21 protein-coding genes are annotated in these 20,263 nt (G+C 61.1%); 1 reads left to right on the top strand and 20 read right to left on the bottom strand.

Annotated features, from left to right (window positions below; genetic code table 11):
- Positions 1 to 53: 53 nt before the first annotated feature.
- From ACSG06_RS21690 to ACSG06_RS21650, 9 genes are all read right to left on the bottom strand, one after another.
- A complete protein-coding gene (locus ACSG06_RS21690) occupies positions 54 to 275 on the bottom strand; it encodes a DUF8129 domain-containing protein (protein WP_440992360.1) in 222 nt (73 codons plus the stop codon).
- A gap of 122 nt (positions 276 to 397) precedes the next feature.
- Positions 398 to 1,090: a nucleotidyltransferase family protein gene (locus ACSG06_RS21685; protein WP_440992359.1), complete on the bottom strand. Its 693-nt coding sequence runs from the start codon at positions 1,088 to 1,090 to the stop codon at positions 398 to 400.
- A 2-nt stretch (positions 1,091 to 1,092) separates the two neighbouring features.
- Positions 1,093 to 1,758 (bottom strand): helix-turn-helix domain-containing protein, encoded by a 666-nt coding sequence (locus ACSG06_RS21680; protein WP_440992358.1) that lies wholly within the window; start codon positions 1,756 to 1,758, stop codon positions 1,093 to 1,095.
- 40 nt (positions 1,759 to 1,798) lie between these two features.
- A complete protein-coding gene (locus tag ACSG06_RS21675; protein WP_440992357.1) occupies positions 1,799 to 2,077 on the bottom strand; it encodes a DUF7389 domain-containing protein in 279 nt (92 codons plus the stop codon).
- 22 nt (positions 2,078 to 2,099) lie between these two features.
- Positions 2,100 to 2,501 (bottom strand): DUF6166 domain-containing protein, encoded by a 402-nt coding sequence (locus tag ACSG06_RS21670; protein ID WP_440992400.1) that lies wholly within the window; start codon positions 2,499 to 2,501, stop codon positions 2,100 to 2,102.
- A 160-nt stretch (positions 2,502 to 2,661) separates the two neighbouring features.
- Complete coding sequence (locus ACSG06_RS21665) at positions 2,662 to 3,027, bottom strand: DUF7568 family protein (RefSeq protein WP_440992356.1); 366 nt, start codon at positions 3,025 to 3,027, stop codon at positions 2,662 to 2,664.
- Between the two features lie 13 nt (positions 3,028 to 3,040).
- Positions 3,041 to 3,532 carry a DUF7995 family protein gene (locus ACSG06_RS21660; RefSeq protein WP_440992355.1) on the bottom strand — a complete coding sequence of 164 codons (492 nt, stop codon included), beginning with the start codon at positions 3,530 to 3,532 and terminating at the stop codon, positions 3,041 to 3,043.
- A 130-nt stretch (positions 3,533 to 3,662) separates the two neighbouring features.
- Positions 3,663 to 4,556 carry a biosurfactant protein 1 gene (locus ACSG06_RS21655; protein WP_440992354.1) on the bottom strand — a complete coding sequence of 298 codons (894 nt, stop codon included), beginning with the start codon at positions 4,554 to 4,556 and terminating at the stop codon, positions 3,663 to 3,665.
- Positions 4,557 to 4,722: 166 nt separating this feature from the next.
- The gene (locus ACSG06_RS21650; protein ID WP_440992399.1) at positions 4,723 to 5,022 is read right to left on the bottom strand and encodes an SWIM zinc finger family protein; all 300 of its coding nucleotides are present in this window, start codon (positions 5,020 to 5,022) and stop codon (positions 4,723 to 4,725) included.
- On the opposite strand from ACSG06_RS21650, the gene ACSG06_RS21645 reads away from it, so the two are divergent.
- Positions 4,945 to 5,151 (top strand): hypothetical protein, encoded by a 207-nt coding sequence (locus ACSG06_RS21645; protein ID WP_440992402.1) that lies wholly within the window; start codon positions 4,945 to 4,947, stop codon positions 5,149 to 5,151. The two genes, ACSG06_RS21650 and ACSG06_RS21645, sit on opposite strands and share 78 nt — an antisense overlap.
- Positions 5,152 to 5,209: 58 nt before the next feature.
- Here ACSG06_RS21645 and ACSG06_RS21640 read toward each other — a convergent pair whose 3' ends face one another.
- The 11 genes from ACSG06_RS21640 to ACSG06_RS21590 form a co-directional block, all read right to left on the bottom strand.
- Positions 5,210 to 6,130, bottom strand: a complete 921-nt coding sequence (locus tag ACSG06_RS21640) for a transcription initiation factor IIB (protein WP_440992353.1) — start codon at positions 6,128 to 6,130, stop codon at positions 5,210 to 5,212.
- A gap of 256 nt (positions 6,131 to 6,386) precedes the next feature.
- Complete coding sequence (locus tag ACSG06_RS21635) at positions 6,387 to 6,917, bottom strand: PIN domain-containing protein (RefSeq protein ID WP_440992352.1); 531 nt, start codon at positions 6,915 to 6,917, stop codon at positions 6,387 to 6,389.
- Between the two features lie 9 nt (positions 6,918 to 6,926).
- The gene (locus ACSG06_RS21630; protein WP_440992351.1) at positions 6,927 to 7,655 is read right to left on the bottom strand and encodes a DUF7437 domain-containing protein; all 729 of its coding nucleotides are present in this window, start codon (positions 7,653 to 7,655) and stop codon (positions 6,927 to 6,929) included.
- 173 nt (positions 7,656 to 7,828) lie between these two features.
- Positions 7,829 to 8,728 (bottom strand): DNA-binding protein, encoded by a 900-nt coding sequence (locus ACSG06_RS21625; RefSeq protein WP_440992350.1) that lies wholly within the window; start codon positions 8,726 to 8,728, stop codon positions 7,829 to 7,831.
- Between the two features lie 1,029 nt (positions 8,729 to 9,757).
- Positions 9,758 to 9,976 carry a hypothetical protein gene (locus tag ACSG06_RS21620; protein WP_440992349.1) on the bottom strand — a complete coding sequence of 73 codons (219 nt, stop codon included), beginning with the start codon at positions 9,974 to 9,976 and terminating at the stop codon, positions 9,758 to 9,760.
- Between the two features lie 104 nt (positions 9,977 to 10,080).
- On the bottom strand, positions 10,081 to 10,515 hold the full coding sequence (locus ACSG06_RS21615; RefSeq protein ID WP_440992348.1) for a toxin-antitoxin system TumE family protein: 435 nt from the start codon (positions 10,513 to 10,515) through the stop codon (positions 10,081 to 10,083).
- Between the two features lie 8 nt (positions 10,516 to 10,523).
- Positions 10,524 to 11,057 carry a DUF7342 family protein gene (locus ACSG06_RS21610; RefSeq protein ID WP_440992347.1) on the bottom strand — a complete coding sequence of 178 codons (534 nt, stop codon included), beginning with the start codon at positions 11,055 to 11,057 and terminating at the stop codon, positions 10,524 to 10,526.
- Between the two features lie 109 nt (positions 11,058 to 11,166).
- Positions 11,167 to 12,432 (bottom strand): phage NrS-1 polymerase family protein, encoded by a 1,266-nt coding sequence (locus ACSG06_RS21605; protein WP_440992346.1) that lies wholly within the window; start codon positions 12,430 to 12,432, stop codon positions 11,167 to 11,169.
- 357 nt (positions 12,433 to 12,789) lie between these two features.
- Complete coding sequence (locus ACSG06_RS21600; RefSeq protein WP_440992345.1) at positions 12,790 to 15,849, bottom strand: type IV secretory system conjugative DNA transfer family protein; 3,060 nt, start codon at positions 15,847 to 15,849, stop codon at positions 12,790 to 12,792.
- On the bottom strand, positions 15,809 to 16,945 hold the full coding sequence (locus ACSG06_RS21595) for a DUF8128 domain-containing protein (protein WP_440992344.1): 1,137 nt from the start codon (positions 16,943 to 16,945) through the stop codon (positions 15,809 to 15,811). The genes ACSG06_RS21600 and ACSG06_RS21595 overlap by 41 nt, the downstream gene beginning before the upstream one ends.
- A complete protein-coding gene (locus ACSG06_RS21590; RefSeq protein ID WP_440992343.1) occupies positions 16,938 to 20,255 on the bottom strand; it encodes a VirB4 family type IV secretion system protein in 3,318 nt (1,105 codons plus the stop codon). The genes ACSG06_RS21595 and ACSG06_RS21590 overlap by 8 nt, the downstream gene beginning before the upstream one ends.
- Positions 20,256 to 20,263: the final 8 nt, after the last annotated feature.

Genomic DNA, 20,263 nt, shown 5'->3' with positions numbered 1-20,263 from the left:
TAACCAACACCACTGCTGGCCGTTCCTGGTGATGGTTAATTCACAGCGACCGGCTATTCTTCCGAGGAACGGATCTCGTTGGCGCGGTGTTCGAGCAGCCGAAGGATCTGTACTCGTTGCTGGTGGGCGTTCTCGTAGGCGACGCAGGCTCGCAGCGTCTCCATATCGTGAATCGTCACGATGCCGGCGTTGATGAGTCGCGGATTCGGTGGTTCGACCCGCTGTTCCGGTGACAGGCCGTTCGGTTCCGTGGACTGCTCTGTGGGGTTGCTCACTGTATATCGCCTCCGCGCCTGCGAGGCGACGAAAAACAGGGATAGTTCACTCACTGATTCGCTTCTGTCTCAGTGATAGCAGATACTGCCCCAGTGCGAGAGTCACGGCGAGTGTGGTCCCGCTACCGTTGTTGTTTGAGGAACTGGAGAAGGGTCTCGATGTCTTCGGTCGACGCCGACGATTGGCCGAACATACTCTTGAAGCGGTGATCCAGCCCGCCTTCTTCGATGAACGCTTGTGCCTCACTGAGCTGTGTTCGGAGGGCATCACCATCTCCGCGATGCAGATGCGCCTCGACCATGTCCAAGTCGATTGATGGAATTGCGGCGAGGACATCAGCGAGATCCGTTTTCCGGCCACTGTGGAGCTTGGCGGCGACGAGTACTTCCCCATTAGCTGCTCGTGCGGTCGTCGACCGAGTCCCTCCCGAGACCGTCGTTGAGGTACTATGCTTACGCAGATAATCGAACGACCACTCTGCCTCGGTCTGTCTACAGCCGAGACCGTTCACGAGAATGTCCACGCCGACCGGATGGGGTAGTCCCTCGGTTCGCTCGAAGCATTCGATTTCCCGATTGTAGATGGTCTCTTCCGGTGGGACTTCGAGATCGGCCGTTCGTTCGAAGTCGCGTGCTTCGAGGAATGTCACGACCTCGTCGTAGTCGTCCGGAGCGATGACGAGGTCAAGATCGGTCGAGAACCGTGTCTCGAACTGACTGATCGCGTACCCACCAACGAGGACGAACCCAATATCTGACTGTTCCAGTTCTTCGAGTACTTCGATGAGTGCCTCGCTTCGGTCTTCTTGACTCATGTTCAGGCTGGCTCCATGCGGTAGCTCGCGTCAGTGTCGACGTCGTCGTACATTCGGCCGAGCATGTCGAGTGCCGACTCGAAGGTTGCGTAGTACTCATTTGCGAACGCCACGGTTTCCTGAAGTGGGATGACGGGCCGTCCGTCGACCATCTCGGTCTCGAACTGTGACCGTGGCTTGAGGACGACCTGGATCGCACCATCGAGGCCGTCGGCGGGCTGGCGTTCCTCCGCAGTCGGGATTCCGAACCGGTCGAAGAACACTGTCCAGGCGTCGAGGTCGGATTCGTCGACGGCGATGAACAGCGGGTAGTCGTCGGGGTCGCGGGCGACTTGGTAGCCACCGCGGGTCCAGACGTAGACTGCATCGATGGCAGTGAATGCATAGTCCATGTCGGCGAACTGTGGGAGTACATATGCCTCAGGGATTGACGGTGGTACGGTAGCCGCTGCTGCGGCCAGGAATTCGAGGCCGACGTCAGTAATCGTCCGATCGACGAGTTGGAGACCGTCATCGTACGTCACGTACCCGGCCTCCTCGAGGCGGTTCACGACGCGACGAATCGTCTCTCGGTTCTCGTCAATCTTCCGTGCGACGCCCGAGATGGAGTCCCCGGCATCGAGTGCGAGGAGGACCTTGAATTCCTTCTCACCACACACTTCGTACATTCTATAATTGCACAAAGTTGTGCAACAGACAAAAGAATTACTATTCGTGTGAGTCTGCTGGCTGGATCTGACGTGTATCTTCGGCGAGGTCGTGGATGTACTCGCGAAGGATTTCCATGTCTTCGCGGGCATCGTCGAGCGTTTTGCCCTTCGCTTTCGCGATGATCTTGTCCTGATCACGGGTGCCGGTTCCGCGAGTGAGCTTCACGGTGAGTGAGACACCGATGTCGGTGCGCTCGACGAACTCCGTCGGCGACGATGGCTCACTGTTCGCTGTCGATTCGACATTGGTTTCAGTCGGCTGGGTGCGTTCAGACATGTATGTTTTCGATACTCGTTGTTCAGAGAGACGATGCGACCACGTCGTCGGCGAGTTCGTGGAGAGCAGCGTCGATGTCACTGCCGGTGAGTCGCCAGCGTCCGCCGGGACCACTGCATTCGAGCTGGCTCACGACCCGATTTTTGAATTCGATGTAGTGCGCCATGGCGATCTCTGCATCGTCTGTGTAGTCGAGTAGGAGGGCGTGTGCGAGCTGTGCTGGGCCACTGCCACCGTATCCCCATTCGAATCCGGTTGAACTGTGGCTGACCAGTTTGAGGCTCCGGGCCGGTGTGAGCTGTTCCTGGTTGGGCTGTTTCTTCACGATGGTTTGGCCTCGTTTTCGATAGCCGACGTAGACGACAGTATGTTCACGTTCGGACGGTGTCTGTTCGAGCGATGGTGTGTTGGTAGTTCCACTCATGGTCTGTTCGAAGGCACTCGTTCGAGCACCCCCGCACCCCTCAGGGGGCGAAAAACTTGCTGCGGTCGCTGAGTGCCAGAGTGGGTGTTGCACGCATTAACCAACAACGAGACCAGACGTTGGTTAACTTGCAATCGGCGGGCTCTAAACCCGGGACTTCTCAGCGTTCGGGCCCGTAGACGATCTCTGAGGGACTTTCGTAGCCGCAGTTTCGACACTCGAACCAGCGTTGAACCTTCGCTCCGTCAGCACTCTTCTGGCCGACAGCGGCGGCATCGACCATGCAGTCCGGACATCTGAGGTTGGGACCCGGGCGATTCTGGAGTTCGTCACGAAGAGCTTGGGCTTCCTTCGTCTTGGAGCCACGCGACCAGATGGGGTAGCCGTCGGCGAGGATCGCCGCCCGCCATTTGTACACGTATGAATCAGGCGCTCGGTGGAGTACTGCTCGCGCTTCAGTCTCCGTGTTCCGATACGCCAGACTCGGTGTTCGGCTCTCTCGGGTCCAGTTCGGAATTGGTGGCATGGTGGTGTCCGTTTTAGTAGTGGACGTCCGCGGGGACGATCCAGAGGTCCTCACTCTCGTCGAGGAGTCGGTCCAACTTTCCTTGATGCCGGATGCCGCTTCCGTGTTCGTCGTACAGGAAGACTGTGGGCCCATCGTACGCGCCGACCTGGTGGAAGGCGTGGCGAGCGAGGTCCGCATCGCGCATGATCTCCTCGTCGCTGTGTTCGTCGAGTGCCTCCTTCACGCGGTCGAGATTTCGCTGGAACTCCTCTTTCGTCGCGTTCCAGCCCCGCTCGAGCAGCTTCTCGCCGGCCGCTGAGTCCACGGGAGCAGCCACGGGTAGCTGCCCCCAACGGGCCGTGCCGGCGACCGATGTCTCGTCTTCATCGAACGTGACGTAGTAGTCGAACACGGGGTTTGCATGTGGGACGGCACCGACGAGTCGGTCGAACACCGTCTTCCCGGTCGCCAGTGCGTCATCTTGCGTCGATGCTTCTACGAGTGCGTGAATGACCATATGCATCTGTTTTCACCTTGGTCTGCCGACGGACGCGACTCAACTCTTCGTCACGACTTACTGCGCCGGCACCCATCGCCGGCGCTCGAAAAACTCTGGCTGTGGACGGCAGGCGGTGGGTTGACCCCGAGGTGGTTCACCAGTTCGCTTCGGGCTCGGGCCCGTATTGAGGAGTATCGCACACTTGGCATTTCCACATGGGTTGGCTGGGCCACTCCTCGCTAGGTCCGTCGACGAATCGTCGGAATCGGTGGGTGGTGTCGCGGTCGCACTCCCAGCAGTTGAGTTCGGTTCTGGTTGGACTCTTGTGTTGCGGGCTCTCGGGACTGGGCTCGTCGACGGATTCTTGGAGGGCAATCGCTGGCACCAGCCAGATGTCATCGTCTGCGTCCTTGAGGAGCGACTCAAGATCTTCTTCGTCGAGAATCCCGGTCCCGGTTTCGTCATAGAGGAACGTCGAGTGTTCGTCATCGCAACACGATTGTGTCGAGTCTGTCCACACCGTTCGGTCGCGAGCGGCGGCGAGGACTCTGCCCCCGATTTCCGAGGAGACTCGTGCTGCTGGGGGGAGCGCAGGCCACTGGTTGAGGAGCTGAGCGGCCGGGTCGTCGTCGAGGTCGTAGATGGGCTGGCAGTCCTTGACGGTGCAGTCGGAACCCGACTGTGCGAGGAGCGAGGCCGCGGCGGCCCCCTTTGCGGCGGCACCGTAGAAGGTGGGTGCCTCGACGAGCGCGTGGACGACGTGGAGGAGGTCAGATTCCGAGTCAGAGCTGTCCTGGTCGTCGGTGGCTGGGTCGAGATGATTCGTGAGGCAGAACCGGCACCTGGTCAGACTGGCGGGGATCGACGCGCCACAGGAGGGACAGTCGGTGGTGGTTGCCATCAGGTCGTCCGGATAGTCAGCATCGACGCCAGCCAGGCGTTGGCGGTGGGCCGTTCCACTGTTGTGCGTGGGGGTCTGTTCGTCGGGAACGTGTGTTGCTTCACCGAGCGGTCGGAGTTCTTCGTAATCTTCGGAGTGGTCGGTCATTGTGGGAGGCTTGCCCCGGCATAGTATTTAAACTCGGGCGTGAGCGTGAACGGTACTCCGGCAACAAAGTCTCAGTGTGCGGCTGTCTTCAAACGCCGAGTTCGTCGAGTGTGTCTCGGTGGGTCCGGAGCGTTAGGGTCAACTAGTGGACTCACAGAGCGGTCTGTCAGGGAGTGTGCGATGATCGGTCGACAGGTTCGAACGTCGCTTCCGCATCACGGTAGCAGGGCCAGCACGGGACTCCATCAGGGAGATTGTCACACTCACACCCCGGGTCATCCTCTGCTCCAGTCTTCTCTGTCTTGCTGACTACGTTCCCGCCGTCCGTCGCGACCGTTGCGTCGACGGCCGCATCGAGGACAGGACACCGAATGGCGACGGCGACGCGATGCTTACAGGCCTCCTCGTAGTGCTCGTCAGCAGGGCACGTACAGTGGGTCGGAACGCCGTCGACGGCGCGGACCAGGTACCGATGCTCGTTCGGGTCGTCGTGGCTGCAGTTGGTCACAAGGACAGCGTCGCCGGTGAGTTGGAACTCGAAGGCTTCGTACTCGGCGCGTTTGCGGACTCGGTTCGTGAACGACAGTTGCGATAAGGGATGATTCTCGGTGGGAATTCTGTCTCACCTCACCCGTTCAGGTGAGTATAAACGTTCAGTCGATGACTTCATTGAGCGTCTGCCAGTGCGTGCGCACTGTTACCGGTGTGGTGTCCGCAGCCTCGGCCACGTCGTCCTGTGTGAGGATCGTACTCTCACCGGCTCTGTACAGACAGGCCGCTGCGAACCCGGAGGGACGCACGCCGGTCGTCACACCGCTCTCCTGTGCCCGACGCGCGTACTCTCGAGCACGGTGTCGAAGCCGATCGGGGACGTCCAGGTCCGAGGCGAGCTGGGGAACGAACTCGCTCGGGTTCATCGGCTTTGCGGGCAGTCCCAGTTCGGCGTTGAGCGACTTGTAGCAGGACTTCACACGGGACTGGGACACCTGCGCGAGCGTCGCGACCTCGTCGAGGGTTCGTGGGAGGCCGTTGCATCGGATTGCCGCGTGGACACAGGCAGCAGCGATGCCTTCGATGGACCTGCCTCGAAGCAGAGACTCGGACTGTGCCGTTCGGAATAGCGAACACGCCTGGTCACGGAGCGAATCGCCGAGGCTCAAGGCACCGACGATGCGCCGAATTTCTGTGAACCCGTGCATGAGGTTGCGGTCGGCTTTGGACTCGTACTGACCACGGGAGTGTTCGCGACGCATCCGCGCGAGCTGCCGGCGCTTGCGTCTGGAGAGCTGGTTTCCCCGAGAGTCGGTTCCGTACCCGATGGTGGTCGAGAGACCACGGTCGTGTCTGGCGACCGTGCGCGGGCCGCCAGTGCGCCTGCGCTCGTCTTCATCGTAACTCCCCCACTCGGGCCCACGGTCGAGTCGCTGTTCGTCGACGACGAGCCCACAGTCCTCACAGACTGATTCGTCACCAGCCGGCGTGACGCGTCCGTCGCACTCCGGGCAGTGGTTGGTGGTCTTCTCAGTCGGTACGTCCTCGTCGAACGTGGTCGGATAGATATCGCTGGTTGCCATAGTGTTCTCGGAGGAGGTCGTTTCTCTCTGTCCCCCTCACCCAATCAGGGGGAGATAAACAGCCAACGGTGCGGTGTAGCTGTTCGGCGGTGCGGTGGCGAAAGCCCGGCGGTGAACGCAGGAACCGCCCGGTACGTGGAGGTGGGTGCGGTAGCGGGTAGTGGGTGTTGGGGAACAGCAAAAGGGGATCGCGCTAGCCGGCTACGCGTCCCACTACTGACCGCGCGCTGAGATTTCGAACATCGGCCCACTCGGCCTATATCAGTCGCATTGAGTCACCGGCATCGTCGCCGATAATGTCCACCAAGCCGTACACCGTAATCGTCTCCTCGTACCCCTGCGATTGAGCTGCGTTCTTGATGCCCTTTCTGGCAGGTTTATCATCAGTGAGTACGACAACGGTCGACGGTGAGCGGTCTCTGACGTACTGGATGGCGAGCCCTGCGAGAATCGCATCGGTCTTTTCGACCTCGTGTTCTGCTCGGTTGGTTTCGCTCGCGATAGTCCGTCTGGCGATATCGCTCGCGGCGACAGCGTCCCCGTCCGTCGGTGGGGTTGCCTCGATGATTTCGGCCCAGCCGTCGTCGAGAGCCGTCCGGACTCGATCCGTCTCTGGGCCACCGAGTTCTCCGATTACGCGCTGGGGAACTTTGCAGACAACGCCGGCATTCTGAACTGCAGTTCGGAAGCGGCGATACTGGGGGTTCGAGGGACGGCCGATTGCGTAGAAAATGTTCGCGTCGACGAGGATATCCTGGTCGGGGGATAATGGTGTGTCTCGACCCATCTATCGGACTCACTCGTCGGTGTCCGCCGAATCCGTCGGGGCACCAGCTATCTCGTCAAGATCGGGGAGTTCCATCTCGTCATGCACATCCGGGAAGAGGTACTCGAAGAATGGGTCGTGTTCCCGGCCGACAGCCAGCGCGGGTTCGAGCGCGTAGACGATCATCATCGCCTCCGTCTCGCGCACGTCGATGTCGCTGGCGACCATCCGCTGGGTGGTCTCTCCCGCGAAATGGAGCCCGGCACCTCGCAACGCGGCAATGAGCTTCCCGATGCCGTAGCGGTCCATGAAGTACGAGATGTCTTCATCGATCTCCTGGAGCGCGAGCGCGTGGAGGACGGTTGGCGTGATGACGATCGGGATGTACTGCTCGACGATGATGATCGGATCGGCAGTCAACTGCTGGGGGCGCGTCGAGTCGTCACGGTCGACGAGGCCCAGGTCGACCAGTCGGTCGACGTACTCGTAAGTGGTCGATTTCGAGAGGTCAAGTGCCTCCATGACTGCCGGCGGGGCGACCGGTCCCCAGTAGCACACGTAGACGTAGACTCGGGCGAGTGCTGGGTGGTTGAGCAGTTCCACGATGGTTTCGAGCCGCGAGGCGTTTTGTGCTAGCGTTTCCGGCTCGAGCGTCTCTTCGTCGAGTGCGTCGATTGGGGGTGGGTCGAGTGTCCTGATTCCACCGTCTGAGCGTAGTTGATCGTAATCTGAGGTCATACTTTTTAGTTCGAAGTCCATGTACTTCAGACTACCGACAGACAATTTTTCTCCGCTATTCGAGATTGTCTTGACGAACGCGGTGGCGAAAGCCCGGCGGTGAACGCAGTGAACCGCCCGGTACGTGGAGGTGGGTGGGGCGGCGGGTCGTGGGTGTTGGGGCACAGCAAAAAAGGGGAGACCGCGCTAGCCGGCTACGCTTCCCACCATCGCCCGCGTTCTGGGAAATGGACGATGCTCCAGCCGGTCAGGGCCACCGAGACGCGCCCCTCGTACCAGTTCCGCGCTGCACCGTGAATCTGCACGCGCTCGCCTTCGTCGACCAGGGGTTGGTTCGACTTCTTCCAGACCGTGAATTTCGTTCTCCCCGTCTCGTCCTCGATGAGTCCGACCTGTTGAATGGCCGAGTTTGACGGCTCCCACAGCTGGGTCACCGTCCCTTGGATGCACACTTCGTATTGATCCACGTCCTCGATCTTCCCCAGTGGCAGCATCTGTCCAGGTGCCGTCTGTAGCTCTTCGAACACGCTGACGACTGCACTCATCATGTCCATCCCGGTGACGACCGCTTCGGCTAGCCGCCGACTGACGGCCGCCCGTGACCAGCCATCGAGTTTTTCCACGAGCCGCATCGACTGTTTGTTCACAGCCGCCAGCTGCGTTCGTTCGAGTTTTTCACGGGGGTCCGGTTCGTCCGGGTGAGCCAGGGGGTTCACGCTCGCTCTGCGCTTTTGGAACGTTTCGCGCCGCTCCGCACTGTGAGTGGCTGCGACGGTTCGGGTCCGCACCTCTCGACCCACCTGTTCTCCGAGGATGCTTTGAGCACTGATGTGTTCCAGTTCGGCTTCGCGCGCCTTGATTTTCTCTTCTTCTTCGAGCGTCTTCCCGACCATGTGGTCCGACCCGTCTTGGACACGAGCGTCGGGATGATTCGAATCGACCTTCGCCTGCACTTCCATTTCGACCGTCGCCCGGAACTCTGGGGTCTCGTCGACGACTTCGAACCCGTCTTCGTCGTATTCGACTTCCTCGTGTTTCTCGAATGCCTGTTCATCGACCGAAACTTCATTACCGAAGCGGTTCTTAGATGACATTGTAGTTTCTCTGAAGGCGCTCACTCGGCGTCTTCTTCCGACACCACGACTCTCCAGCCATGGCTTTCGTCACATCGTCCTCTCAGGGACGTTGTCCCCGAGGCGGTCGCGGCGCGCCTTCGGTGTAGTACTGGCGCGCCGCGACGCCGGCGACACTCCCAGACAATCCAGTGAGGGGTGGAAGCTCGTGGTGAGCGCGCGCTCACCGACGTAATCCTGCTGACCCGCGGGTCTGTCTCGCCGCGTCCGTCGCAGACGCAACGCAGGCGGGACAGAGACGGCAAGCAGCACGGTTTACGTCGGTGAACGGCCTCGCATAAGGCCGCAGCGAGTGAGGGCGCGCGGGACACAGCCCGGACCGGCGACCAGCCCCCGAGGAGTCCGTGCGAGCGAACTCGTTCGCGAGCGTGGAAGCTCGGGGCTGGGAGCCGCAGCCCGGCACCGTCCCCGCGCGCCGAGCGAGTTTGAGCGCACGCCCGGCAGGCAGCGCAGCCAGCCCCCGCGAGGACGGTCATCGGTTCCGAGGAACGAGGGACCGATGGCCGACGAGCGTGGGTGACGGCGACCCCGGCAGCGGTCGTCGGGGTCGCCGGCACGGCGAGCAGCCCGACCCGGACCGCGAAAGAGGCCGCGTCTGAGCCCAGCGGGAGCCGACGCGAGGGCGGTTTCGAGCGTCGGCTCCCGCAGGCGAAGATGCAGCCGGCCCGGCCCCGGGTGAGCCCGGTCGCGGGCCGAGGGCTCGCAGGCCCGCTCTCGGGTGAATCCGGTATCGGGCGGCTGCACTCGGCCCGACCCGGCCCAGGACCGTGTCCCGTCCGTCGCAGACGCAACGGAAACGCGAAAGCCCGGGCCCGGCAGGAACGGTCTGCATGGCCGGAGCGCGCACAACCCGAGGAGTCCACCCCGAACGGACCGCTGCGGACACACCGGACTGACGGGCTGCGATGATGCTGCCATACTCACGGTCCTGGTGGGCGAGACAGACATACCGTGGCAGAAAAAGGCCGACTGATGTACGAACCAGCCCGCTTATAGGTCTTTGACGGCTTCTCTGAGCGACTCCGGGATTTCTTCGCCGCGTTCTTTTCGAAGTGCGAATTCGTGTTTTGCTAGCTTTTCGTAGTGCCCGTCAGTTGAGAGAGTTGATTCGGTAGTGTCCACGCGGTCAGCAGGGATTTCAGCCACTGCAGGTGGAAGGGTTTCGGGTCCGATGTTCACGTACTCGTCGTTGTCTAGGTATTCGTTCATACTAGAATCACTTGAGGCGGGTTTGGTGACGCGCCTCACCATACCTGGTGGCGATAAAACCACACCTCCTGGCGTAGATCAACAGTCACGGGTGGTGGACCCCCTTACTCGTCCCACAGGTCTGCGATCCGCTTCTCGACCTCGTTGAGGACGAGTCGCAGGACATCACGGTGGTCAGTCGGCCACGAAGCGTCGTCACCGGGCGTCGGGGCGGTGGGCGAGGGGTGAAAATGGTCTCGCGTGTTGTGGGGATTCGGGTGCCGATCCCACCGGCACTCCCAGGTGCGCTCTGGGTGTACCTCTCGATAGTGTATTTTGAAGTCGTCATTCGTATACCAGCGAACAGCAAGCGTCGCCTCGTCGACAGTCGCGGGATAGTACGCCGACGTGAACACAACACGGAGTTCGAGATGCCCGTTGGCGTCCGTGGTGGTCGCCCGTTCGACTTGCTGTGTGGCTTGCAGCCGGGATTGAAGAAATTCGAGGATCGGACGGTCGATGGGGGCGGGGCTGCTCCCATCTCCAGCTGGTGGTGCCATCGCTAGTCCTACCCTGAGGTGTGTTCGCCGTCGGTGCTGGCGCGTTGCTGGCGGGCGCGTTCGTAGCGTTCGCGCTCTTCGCGTGCGGTCGCCCAGTCGGCGAGGTCACTGTACACGTCGTCAATTGTCCGCTCGTCGCTCGCCTCCGTGGCGGCGACGGCGTCGACCGCGGCCGGTGTCGTGGCGTCGTACGCATCCTCGTAGTCGGTGATTCGGGTCGTCAGCTCGCGGACGCGCTGCTGGAGGTCCTCGACAGAGTGGTCTGCAGCGAGCTGGTTGATGCGACGCCACTCGAAGTACGCGTCGTTGCGCTCGTAGGTGGCCGGATGCCCGTCGTGGTGCGTGACGATGCCGAGGTCCGCGAACCAGTTGAGGTACTTTCGGGCTGTCTTCGGGTCACAATCGACACGCTCCGCGATTTCGCTCCCCGTCGCTGGCTCCCGGGTCTGGAGGACCGTCCCGTAGATGCGTTGTTCGACATCCTCGCCGCTGAAGGCGTCCTCAAACGGCGGTGGTCCGGTCGTGGATTCTGAATCGGCCATACGTGTTCTTTCGACTCGGTGGATATATTTCTTATCTCGGGGAATAGTTTCCGTATTGACGTGGTACATGAGACGCCCTCCTGAGAAACACTACATCGGTGTCACGCCGTTACTCAGAGTTTCCGAACAATCGTTTCGTCCGCCCCCACACGGACGAGGTCTCGGACTCGCCATCGCGTTCACCGGTATCCACAGCACCCGCGTCGTGAGATTCCTCTCGGTCTTGGTCACGGCGGTCGAGTGCCTCGGTGAGCTGCTCGATCTCCGCTTCGAGCGTGCTGATCCGCTCACGTTTCTCTGCCACTGTCGCTTCGAGTTCGTCGACGCGGTCGGTCAACAGCTGATTCTTCTCGACGAGATACGCCCGACTCGGCTGGGAGTCATCGCCGTCGACATCCGAGGAAGCGTTCGTAGTGCTGTTGCGGTCGTCTGCGGTGTCGACGCTACTGGTTGGATCGTAGAACTCCGAGGTGGTTGCGACTGCCCGTTCGATAGTCTTCTCCCCGTACGTCGAGCCGTCGGCGTAGTGGACTTCGTCCCACTTCTCACGGTGCAGTCCAGAACGGCGGAAGAGGCGGTCCGCCTGCGTCTGGTCGCCGCCGGTCCAGAACGCCAGCAGACAACACAGTGCCATGTCGGCTTCCGACTGGCTGTCGTACCCGGCCGTACTCCCGTTCCAGAGCCGGTCGAACTTTTCGCCGTTCGAGGCATTCCGGGCTTTCTCCAGGAGTTCTTCGTCCTCGAGGTCACCGTCGACATCGACCGGCCGGGTCGTTGCTGACCGTTCGTCAGCCGCGTCACGGTGCCCGGAGTCGGACTCTGCGTCCGTATCGGTGTCCTGGACGTACTCACGGTGAACCGCTGTGAGAGCGTCCTGTCGACGCGCTATCCGGCTGGGAGTGTCGGCGACGTGGTCGCCCGTGACGGTGAAGAACCGCGCTGTGTCGTACAGTTCGACGCTGCCGCGTCTGTTCCGTCCCTCGGGGAGGTTCCCCTTGATGAGTACGTGAAAGCCAGTCCCGGACGGCGACACCTCCGTGTAGGAGTCCAATCGGTCGATGATGTCCCGCGCTGCGTCATTGGCCTCGCCCGTCTCGGGGTCACGACAGTCGTCCAGGTCGACACCGACGATGGGGTCCTCGTCGGTAAACACGAACCCGACACCATCAGCGTACTCCGTCTCGGCGTACTCGAGTGCCTGCTCGAACTCACCCCACGTTTCTGGGTCCGTCGACGAAGCGAATCTCCCGGTCCCCGGCATCACCGGAATCTTCGTCGGTTTCCCCTCCCGTTTCTCTTCGCGCCAGCACACCCACTGCTCGCGTTCGCGGATCACTTCCGGAAGTACCGAGACAGGAATCAGCGACTCAGACACGGTCAATCACCCTCGTGGTGAGCGTCCTTCTGGACATTCCATATCCTCTATCACTATGTTGATAGAATGCGCTGCGGCTGCTGTGCTGTTCCCATCCCTTTCCAACGGGGTCAACCCGTTCTATACTAGTTGGTTTTGACCGCCGATTTACTCCGGACAATCCTGCAGTATGGTGATTTTTACCCCGGACAGACGATGACGGGTTTACCCCGGACATCGGATTACCCCGGACGTTTGCACCGGAAACCTGTTTTTCGCTATAGAACGGACACCAAACAGCGGGTCTCTGTTTGTGGGTCCAGGCGGGGGAGGATCGCAGTGCGCCCCGGCCAGAAACACCCACAAATCTGATGTTTCTCATTGTTCGAGTAGCTGGTGTCCGTCTGTCGTCAGGTCGATACCAGTGTAGACATTTACTTTCTCGTCGCCGTCTCTGACGCGGTCACTACCACAGTCGATAACCTCCGCCAGCTTCCGACCGAACCACACATCGTTCGTTCCGTCAACATCGTGTGTCTCGATCCAGTTGGAATACGCCTGAAACAGATCGTTCTTCGGGACCTGTACTCCATCAGTCTCCTTCACGTACATCGTTGCGAACGCTTCCACACCATCGTCGTTCGGATCAATGTCTACCGTCTCGTCACCGGTTGGTGAATCCGGTGCAGCCGCAGCTGACGACACATCGGATGGCGGGTCCGGCCAGAGGTCCACGTCGTCCGAGGATTCGCCCAGGGGATACGTCTCGCCGTTCTGGAAGAGCATCGGGGGGCCCTCCGCTGGTAGAATCATCACGACGTAGCTGTCATGCGTGGACGTCGAGTCTGGTAGGGAAACATCGGGGATGAACGGCCGCTTGATGGGTGTCCACGCCGCTTTGAAGGCGTCTCGTGAGTCGAAGCTGTGGGTGTCACCGTGTTCGAAGACGGTGTACTGGCCGGACTCGCGGTCGTGCGTGTAGTAGGCCGGCACGTCGTGTTTCGAGAGCGGTCCCTCGTCGGAAACCCGGGTGAACTCCGTTTCACCGTCGGACAGCACACGCTCGTCGTCCTCACGCGTCCAGACAGTCCGATTCGTGTCGGACGCAGGTCGAACACCGGTGACGCCACCGTGGGCTGTGGCACCGCCGCCGAAGCTGACGACCTCGTCGCAGTTGTAGAACTGTTCGGTACCATCGGCCAGCTCTCGCAGTGGCACCGAGAGGATGTTCTCGACGCGGGAGGCCCAGTCCGCCTCGTCGGTGTTACCGGCGCGAACGACGAAGATGGGGACGCGCTCGGATTCGTGTGCCCGTGTGAGGTTCTGCAAGACCTTTGCGGGCCGGTCCGGTGTCGTCGTTTCGGCCTCGATGTTGAACACGGTGTCGTGGTCGGGGTGGGTCGCGGTGGCGTCGGGCTGCTCGCTGCCGTCCTGTTCGAGGATATCGACGCTGAACCCGCGCTCGGTGAGTGCCTGCTCGGTCTCGACGAGCACTGAATCGTGGTCGGATCCACCTGCCGACGGTACCGACCCAGTGTCCGGTTGGACTTCGGCTTCGCCAGCCTCGGACAGTCGCGTCACGACATCGCCGTCGTGCAACTCGACATCGATCAGCGGCGAAGCGTCGCGTATCTCGGGTAGGTCGTCGTCAGCGTAGTCGATGTCGGGATAGTTGTTTTCGAGGCGCGTCGAGAGTTCTTCGTCAACGGGAGCCACACCGACCCAGTCGTTCGCTTCCCGCGAGCCTTCCCGAATCTGGACGGCGCGAATCGCTTCGGCCATCGTCACATCCAGAATCTGGGTTGGGTCAGCTGCCTCGTTGGCGTCGCTGTAGATGAGGTTCTGCATGATTTCGGCGTCGGTCAGCGGGTCGGTGCCATACTGGTCGAGACTCGTCTCGATGATGTCGTCGACGGTATCCGCAGAGCGGAGCGGGGGATAGGCTGGGAACGTCCGGAGGAGGACCGGCTCGGAGTAGCGACCGCCCTCCAGTGGGAGTTTCGTCCAGGCTTTGTACTGGTCGGTCGAGATGAGGTCTTCGGCGGTGTAGTTGCGGAACCGCTTCATCAGGAGTCGGGCGTCGTCGATGTCGTTCACGGAGAAGGCGATGAGATTGTCACAGTTGTTCTGCATCGCCTTGCGCGTGTCCTCTTCGAACTGGGATGGGTACTGGGAGGAGAGCGTGACGGAGAGGCGCATGGACCGGGCGCGAGCGAGCATCGACTCGATATCGAGATTTTTGCTCGCAATGTCGTCGAACTCGTCACAGAGGACAAAGTATGGGTCCGGGTCGGTGTCGTTCTCGTAGGAGCGTTGTTGGATGGCACTCCAGAGGTTTCGCATCACGCCGAGTGTGACCATCTTCTTGATGTCGGTGTTCTCGACGGGCGTGCGGACGATGACGATGCGGTCGTTGTCGATGATGTCGCGGAAGTCGATAGTGCTCTCGCGGTGAGAGATGATGCGACGGATGACCGAGTTTTCGACCCAGGATTTGATGCGTTTGAGCAGCGGCCGGATGGTCTCGTCGTCCATCCGCGCGATTTCGAAACAGAACTCTCTGACGTAGGGGTCTTCGACGTCGAGGGCGAACTCTTCGCGCCGTTCGGCGTGCAACAGCGTGAAGTACATATCGATCACCGAGAACGGCTGGTCGGACTGCATCATCGCCCGGCCCATCGACTCGGTGATGGACTCCATGTTGATGCCCCAGTACTCGTCCGTGTCGAAGATCGCTTTGAGATTCTCGATGCGGTTCTCGATCTCGTTTTCACGCTCTTCTTCGGTGTTGCAATCGGGGATTTCGAGAAAGTTCAGCCCGACAGTTTTGTCGTGTTCGGACGAGCCGGGTTCGATCCAGACGACATCGTCGAGGCGGTCCTCGGGGAGTTTCCGCAGGAGTTCGCGCGAGTCACGACCTTTGGGGTCGAAGTAGACGAAACCGTAGCCCGAGTACGCCCACTGGACCATCATGTTCAGCAGTTCAGTGGTCTTGCCGTAGCCGGTGGTGCCGGTAATCCAGATGTGGCGGAACAGCGACTCGAAGCGGAGTGGGGCTTCGCGGAACCCAGTCTGAGGGTCTTCGTCGTAGCCGATCCACAGCGGTGCCGGGTCTCGGCTGACGCCGGCTTCGAGCATTTCGCGGACGTACGGGCCGGCGACAGTGCCTTCGCTCTCTGTTTCGGTGATGACGCGTCTGGTCCCGACTTTGTCTGTCTCCTGTTCGGTGATGTCGTACGTCTCCCCGAGCAGTGTTCGTGGGCCAGGATTGGTCGCGGCTCGCTGGTCTGCGTCACTTTCAGGGGTGCCGTCAGTCGTTGCTTCGGGTGTCGTGTCGTCGGTCGCTGATGCGCTGTCCGGTTCACCGTCCTGGTCATCGTCGCTACCGATGAACCGATCAAACACGGTCCTGCCCTCCCTGTCCGGCCCAGTGGACATCGGCTGGTGGCCTGGTCTGGGTGTGTTCGTGCTTGCCCGTATCGGCGGGGACACGATCACCGCGCTGGGTGTACCGCCAGTCGATCTTCGGGGTCGTAATCTCGTCGTTCGGGATATGGGCGACCCCGGCGAGCTCGTCGACGGTCATGATCATCTCGCGGTCGACCCATTCGCGGTCGGCCATCCGCTCGACGAACTCGGAGAGCTTGCACTGCCGTTTCGAGTCACGTCGGTGCCACACAGGTGTGTCGTCGAGTCCTTGCTCGGTGATGGCGTTGTAGTATTTCCTGAACATTCCGGCGACGCCGCGGGCACGCGCTTCGGCTTCGGCTTGCTCACGAGAAATCGCGAGAACGCGGATGTTGACGTGGAAGCCTTGCTGGCCGCGCTGTCGCTCGATAGTTTTCGCAGCTTGCTTGTCCTTCTCGCTCGCGGGGCGTGTTTTCGGATTCAGCCAGCCAACTGAGGTGCCCTGGCGAAGCCCGTGGGCGAGGTCGTCGACACCGTTGTGCTTGAAGCGGTCGCCGTCGGTCCAGGACTGCTTGGCGGGCCTGAAGATGACCTGTGTGAGAACTTTGCTGTCGTCGAGTGAGAGCATTTCGCTGGTAATCTCACCGTAGGGGTCCGTCTCCCAGCCATCGCTGTTGTGGTGACGAATCGGGTAGTACGGCATCTTCTCCATTTCGAGCCACCCACCGGCGACGTACTCGTCGGGCTCGATGCGCGGGAAGGCGGCCCCGGTATCGACTGTGAAGACTTCCGAATTGGCGTAGTTGTTCCCGACACGTCGCCGGAACTTGTCCGCTGCTGCGTCGGTCGCGGCGTGCATGAAGAATTTGACCTTCCCCCCGTCGAACCACACCTCGAAGGAGTGGTGATCGCTCGTGTTCTTCCCACGACGATTGGTCGTCACGTCGTGAACTGACTGGAGGACGCCAGCGCCGTCGACGATGCCGTCGTTCTCTTTGTACGGTCGAATCCTGAGTAGCGTTCCACCAGTGTCTTGCTGTGACCAGACGAGCGGCTCGTCGCGGTCGAGCTGTATCGCCTCGTACTGCGGGTCACTACCGAGGAGGTCGAGGAATCCACTACTCATTGGACTCGCCTCCCATGGCCCCGCCGTCTGCGCGTGCGACCACGTCCGACTGTGGGTGGGCGCTCCCTGCGGCGGCCTGCAGTAGCTCATCCGCAGTCAACCCGTCGTTCAGGAGTGCTTCCGCACGCTCCGGAGAGAAGCCGTAGCGGTTCGTGAGCGCGTTCGCCTGTGCCTCGTGTTCGACGAACGATTCGAAGTCCGCGTACTCGTCGGGGACATCGGTGACGGCCTGCTCGATGAATGCCTGGTCGTCGGGCTCGTATTCGATGACGCGTTTTTCGAACTCGTCAGCGATGACGTGAACGGGGTACGTACCCTGCTCTTCGACGCGAACCAGAGCTTCCGAGTAGCCCAGTTCTTCCTTGCCTGCGTCGGCTCCACGGACGTACTGGCGCTGCTCTCGGGTCAGCCCAATTTTGTCTGCGGTCTCGTCGTCGAGGTCCGGCAGCTTGTGGAACACCTTGATCGGGCACATCCCGAGAATCTTCTCGGCCTGCTCGCTCTCGTAGAACTCCTGAGCGGTCTGGGAGAGGAGTACCATTCGCAACCCGGCGTGCCTTTGATGGCGGAACGCCGTTTCGAGGAAGTCCAGGTTCGCTTTATCCTCGAACAGGTAGTGGGCCTCGTCGATGGCGAGTTCGACGTTCCGGTCGGTCTTTTTCGCCTGCTGGTAGACCGTCGACAGCAGCAACTGCATGAGGAACGTCTGGCGGTCGATGCCCGACGCGCTGCCCTCGATCTGGCCGAGGTCGATGTAGACGACCTTGTTGTCTCCCTCGAGGATATCGACCTCGGACTGCTTCGCGAGGTTCTCGTACGACCCACCCTCGCTGAATGGCTGGAGCGCGATGGCGAGGTCATCGGCGTACTGCGCTGCTTGTTCCCGAGCGGACTCCGATTCTGCGATGTTGTGCGTGTCGGGGTGGTCGGAGATGTCTGCGAGGATACCGAGGACGTCCTGCATCGTCGGCGAGTTCGCCGGGGTGTGGGTGCTCGCATCGCCAGCGACGACCCCGGACTGTCGATACGCCTCGTCGACCGCATAGGACAGCACGCCGGTCTGTGCACCGAGTGTGATGTCCCGCCCATCGAGGAAGTTTTCGAGGACAGCGAACACTTCGTCTTTCTTCGCCGACACTGGTGAGATACCGTCGTCAGCGTCGATAACGTGCTGTAGCGTCTGCCGAATTTCGAGTGGGTTCAGTTTCGTGTCTCCGCCTACGCTGATCGTCTTCGCGTTCAGCGCGTCTGCGATGCCCTCGAAGCCGCCGACGGGGTCGATGAGCACGAGCATCGTATCGCTGCGGAGCTTCATCGTCCGAAGCTGGCGCAAGATTCCACCGAAGGTCTTCCCGCCGCCCGGCATTCCGAGTACGAGTTCGCTGTGCCCGGTTTCGAGGTCCCACGGGTTGACCTGGACGGCAGAGCCGTTGTGGCCGTGGTAGCCGTAGTCGATTCCGTCGTCCATCATGAGGTAGTCCGACGAGAAGGGGAACATCGCGCCGACGGCCTGATTGGTCATGGTCGACATCCGGTCGCGACCAAGTTCGTTCCGGCCGAGGGGGGAGACTGTCGCGAGGGCTTTCTCCTGCCAGCGATTCGCTACTTTGAGTGTGCAGTTCGACGGAGCGTCCTTGACGAGCGAGCGCAGGCGCGTCGTCTGCGAGTCGAGGTCGTCCTTGCTCTCTGCGGTGAGTCGGATGAACACACCCCCACGATAGAACGATGCTTTGTTCGCTCGAACCAGCCCGCGCATGTACTTCGCTCGCTGGATGTCGTCATCGAGGTCTTCGGCGTGAAGGCCAGCAGCGTCGTGCTGGTTGACCTTCAAATCGGAGATCCAGTCGGCCATCATGTCTTTGGCGGACTGGTTGTCGAACGGGTCGAGTTGGATGCTGATGTCCGTGTTCAAATCCGTTTCGAGCAGCACTCGCTCGAACATCCCTTCGATGGGCTGTTCGGGGAACTGGTCGACCCAGAACGTGCGGACGAAGGTGTCGTCATTGATGACCGCATATGTCTTGTTCCAGTCGACCGTCGACGGCGCGACGATGGACTGGTGACGGGTCGTGATGTCGTCGACCGTCTCTGTCGTCGACGACTCGTCCGATGCGTCCTCCGTCCCCTCCTGTTCATCGTCAGCATTCCCGGCGTCTTCTCCATTGCTTTCATCCTCGAGCGGGAATTCCCACTCGTCTTCAGGGTCGTCTATTGCAGGGTCACCGAGATCACTCACGACATCGTCCGGGTGCGGCGTCGACGGGACACCGTCACTCAGGCCGTGAGAGACGATTGGGAACGTGCCAATGGCGTTCGAGAGGTCGCCGTAGGTCTCGCGCTCACAGCTCCAGTACTCCTTGGTCACGCGGGCAAGTTCGTAGGAGTCGACCGGTGCGACCGAGCATTGATAGAGCGACGACCCACCGCGACGGAGCTGTGCCAACTGGGATTCGAGCTTTGACTGTTTCAGCTGGTCACGATCTTCGGGTGAGAGACTGTTCGACTGGAATCGGCCGAAGGTGGACCCAACGACGGGGAGGTTCCCGAGATAGGAGAGGACGCTGTCGTCTGCGCCGGTGTCTGCCTCGATATCGGCGTCCCTGACTTCGGTGATGATGTAGAACTCGCGGACGGTCGTAGTGTCGGAGTCCGGTTCGCCGTGGTCGTCAGTGTTCTCCTCGACCTGTGTCTCCAGTAGTCGCTTGAGAATCGGGCGAGAGCGCACGTCATCGTCCCCGAGTCGGTCGCGGTACGTGCGGACCAGGTCGTCCTGGTTGACCGTTCGACTTGTCGTGTAGATCGTCACGGGGAAGTCGATGGTGGCATTCGTGAATTCGGAGAACGACTGAACGGCTCTCGACCAGGCGTCGCCGTCCTCCAGGGAGAGGTTCGCCGGCGTCACCTTCACCGCACCGACGAGCGCGCCGTCAGTACGCTCGATACCGTAGGGGTAGACACGGTCGAGTCGAGTCATGTACCTGACTTCGCTGTTGTCCTCGCCGCCGTGGGTGTAGGATTTGTTTTTGAGTGCCCAGGAGAGTCGGGCCTGGAGCCATTCGGTGAGCCAGAGGTGGTTCGGCTTGGCTTTGTGCAGCAACAGCAAGAGCAACAGCAGCATCAGCCCGAACCCGAACGCGGGGATCGTGAGTGTCGCCGGAACGAGTGCCGCGGCGACGAAGGTAACGAAGCCGACGCCGAGGAACAGCACGAGTTCGGCGATGCTGTAGCCCCGGAGGAAGGCTGTCGTGCCACCGAGTGACTGGTGAATTCGTCGGGCGCTGTACTCGCCTGGATTCGATTTCGTACTCATGGTGTGTC

Origin of the sequence: Haloarchaeobius baliensis (genome assembly GCF_052060055.1) — an archaeon.
Taxonomy (GTDB): domain Archaea; phylum Halobacteriota; class Halobacteria; order Halobacteriales; family Natrialbaceae; genus Haloarchaeobius; species Haloarchaeobius baliensis.
This window is presented reverse-complemented; position numbering and strand designations above follow the sequence as displayed.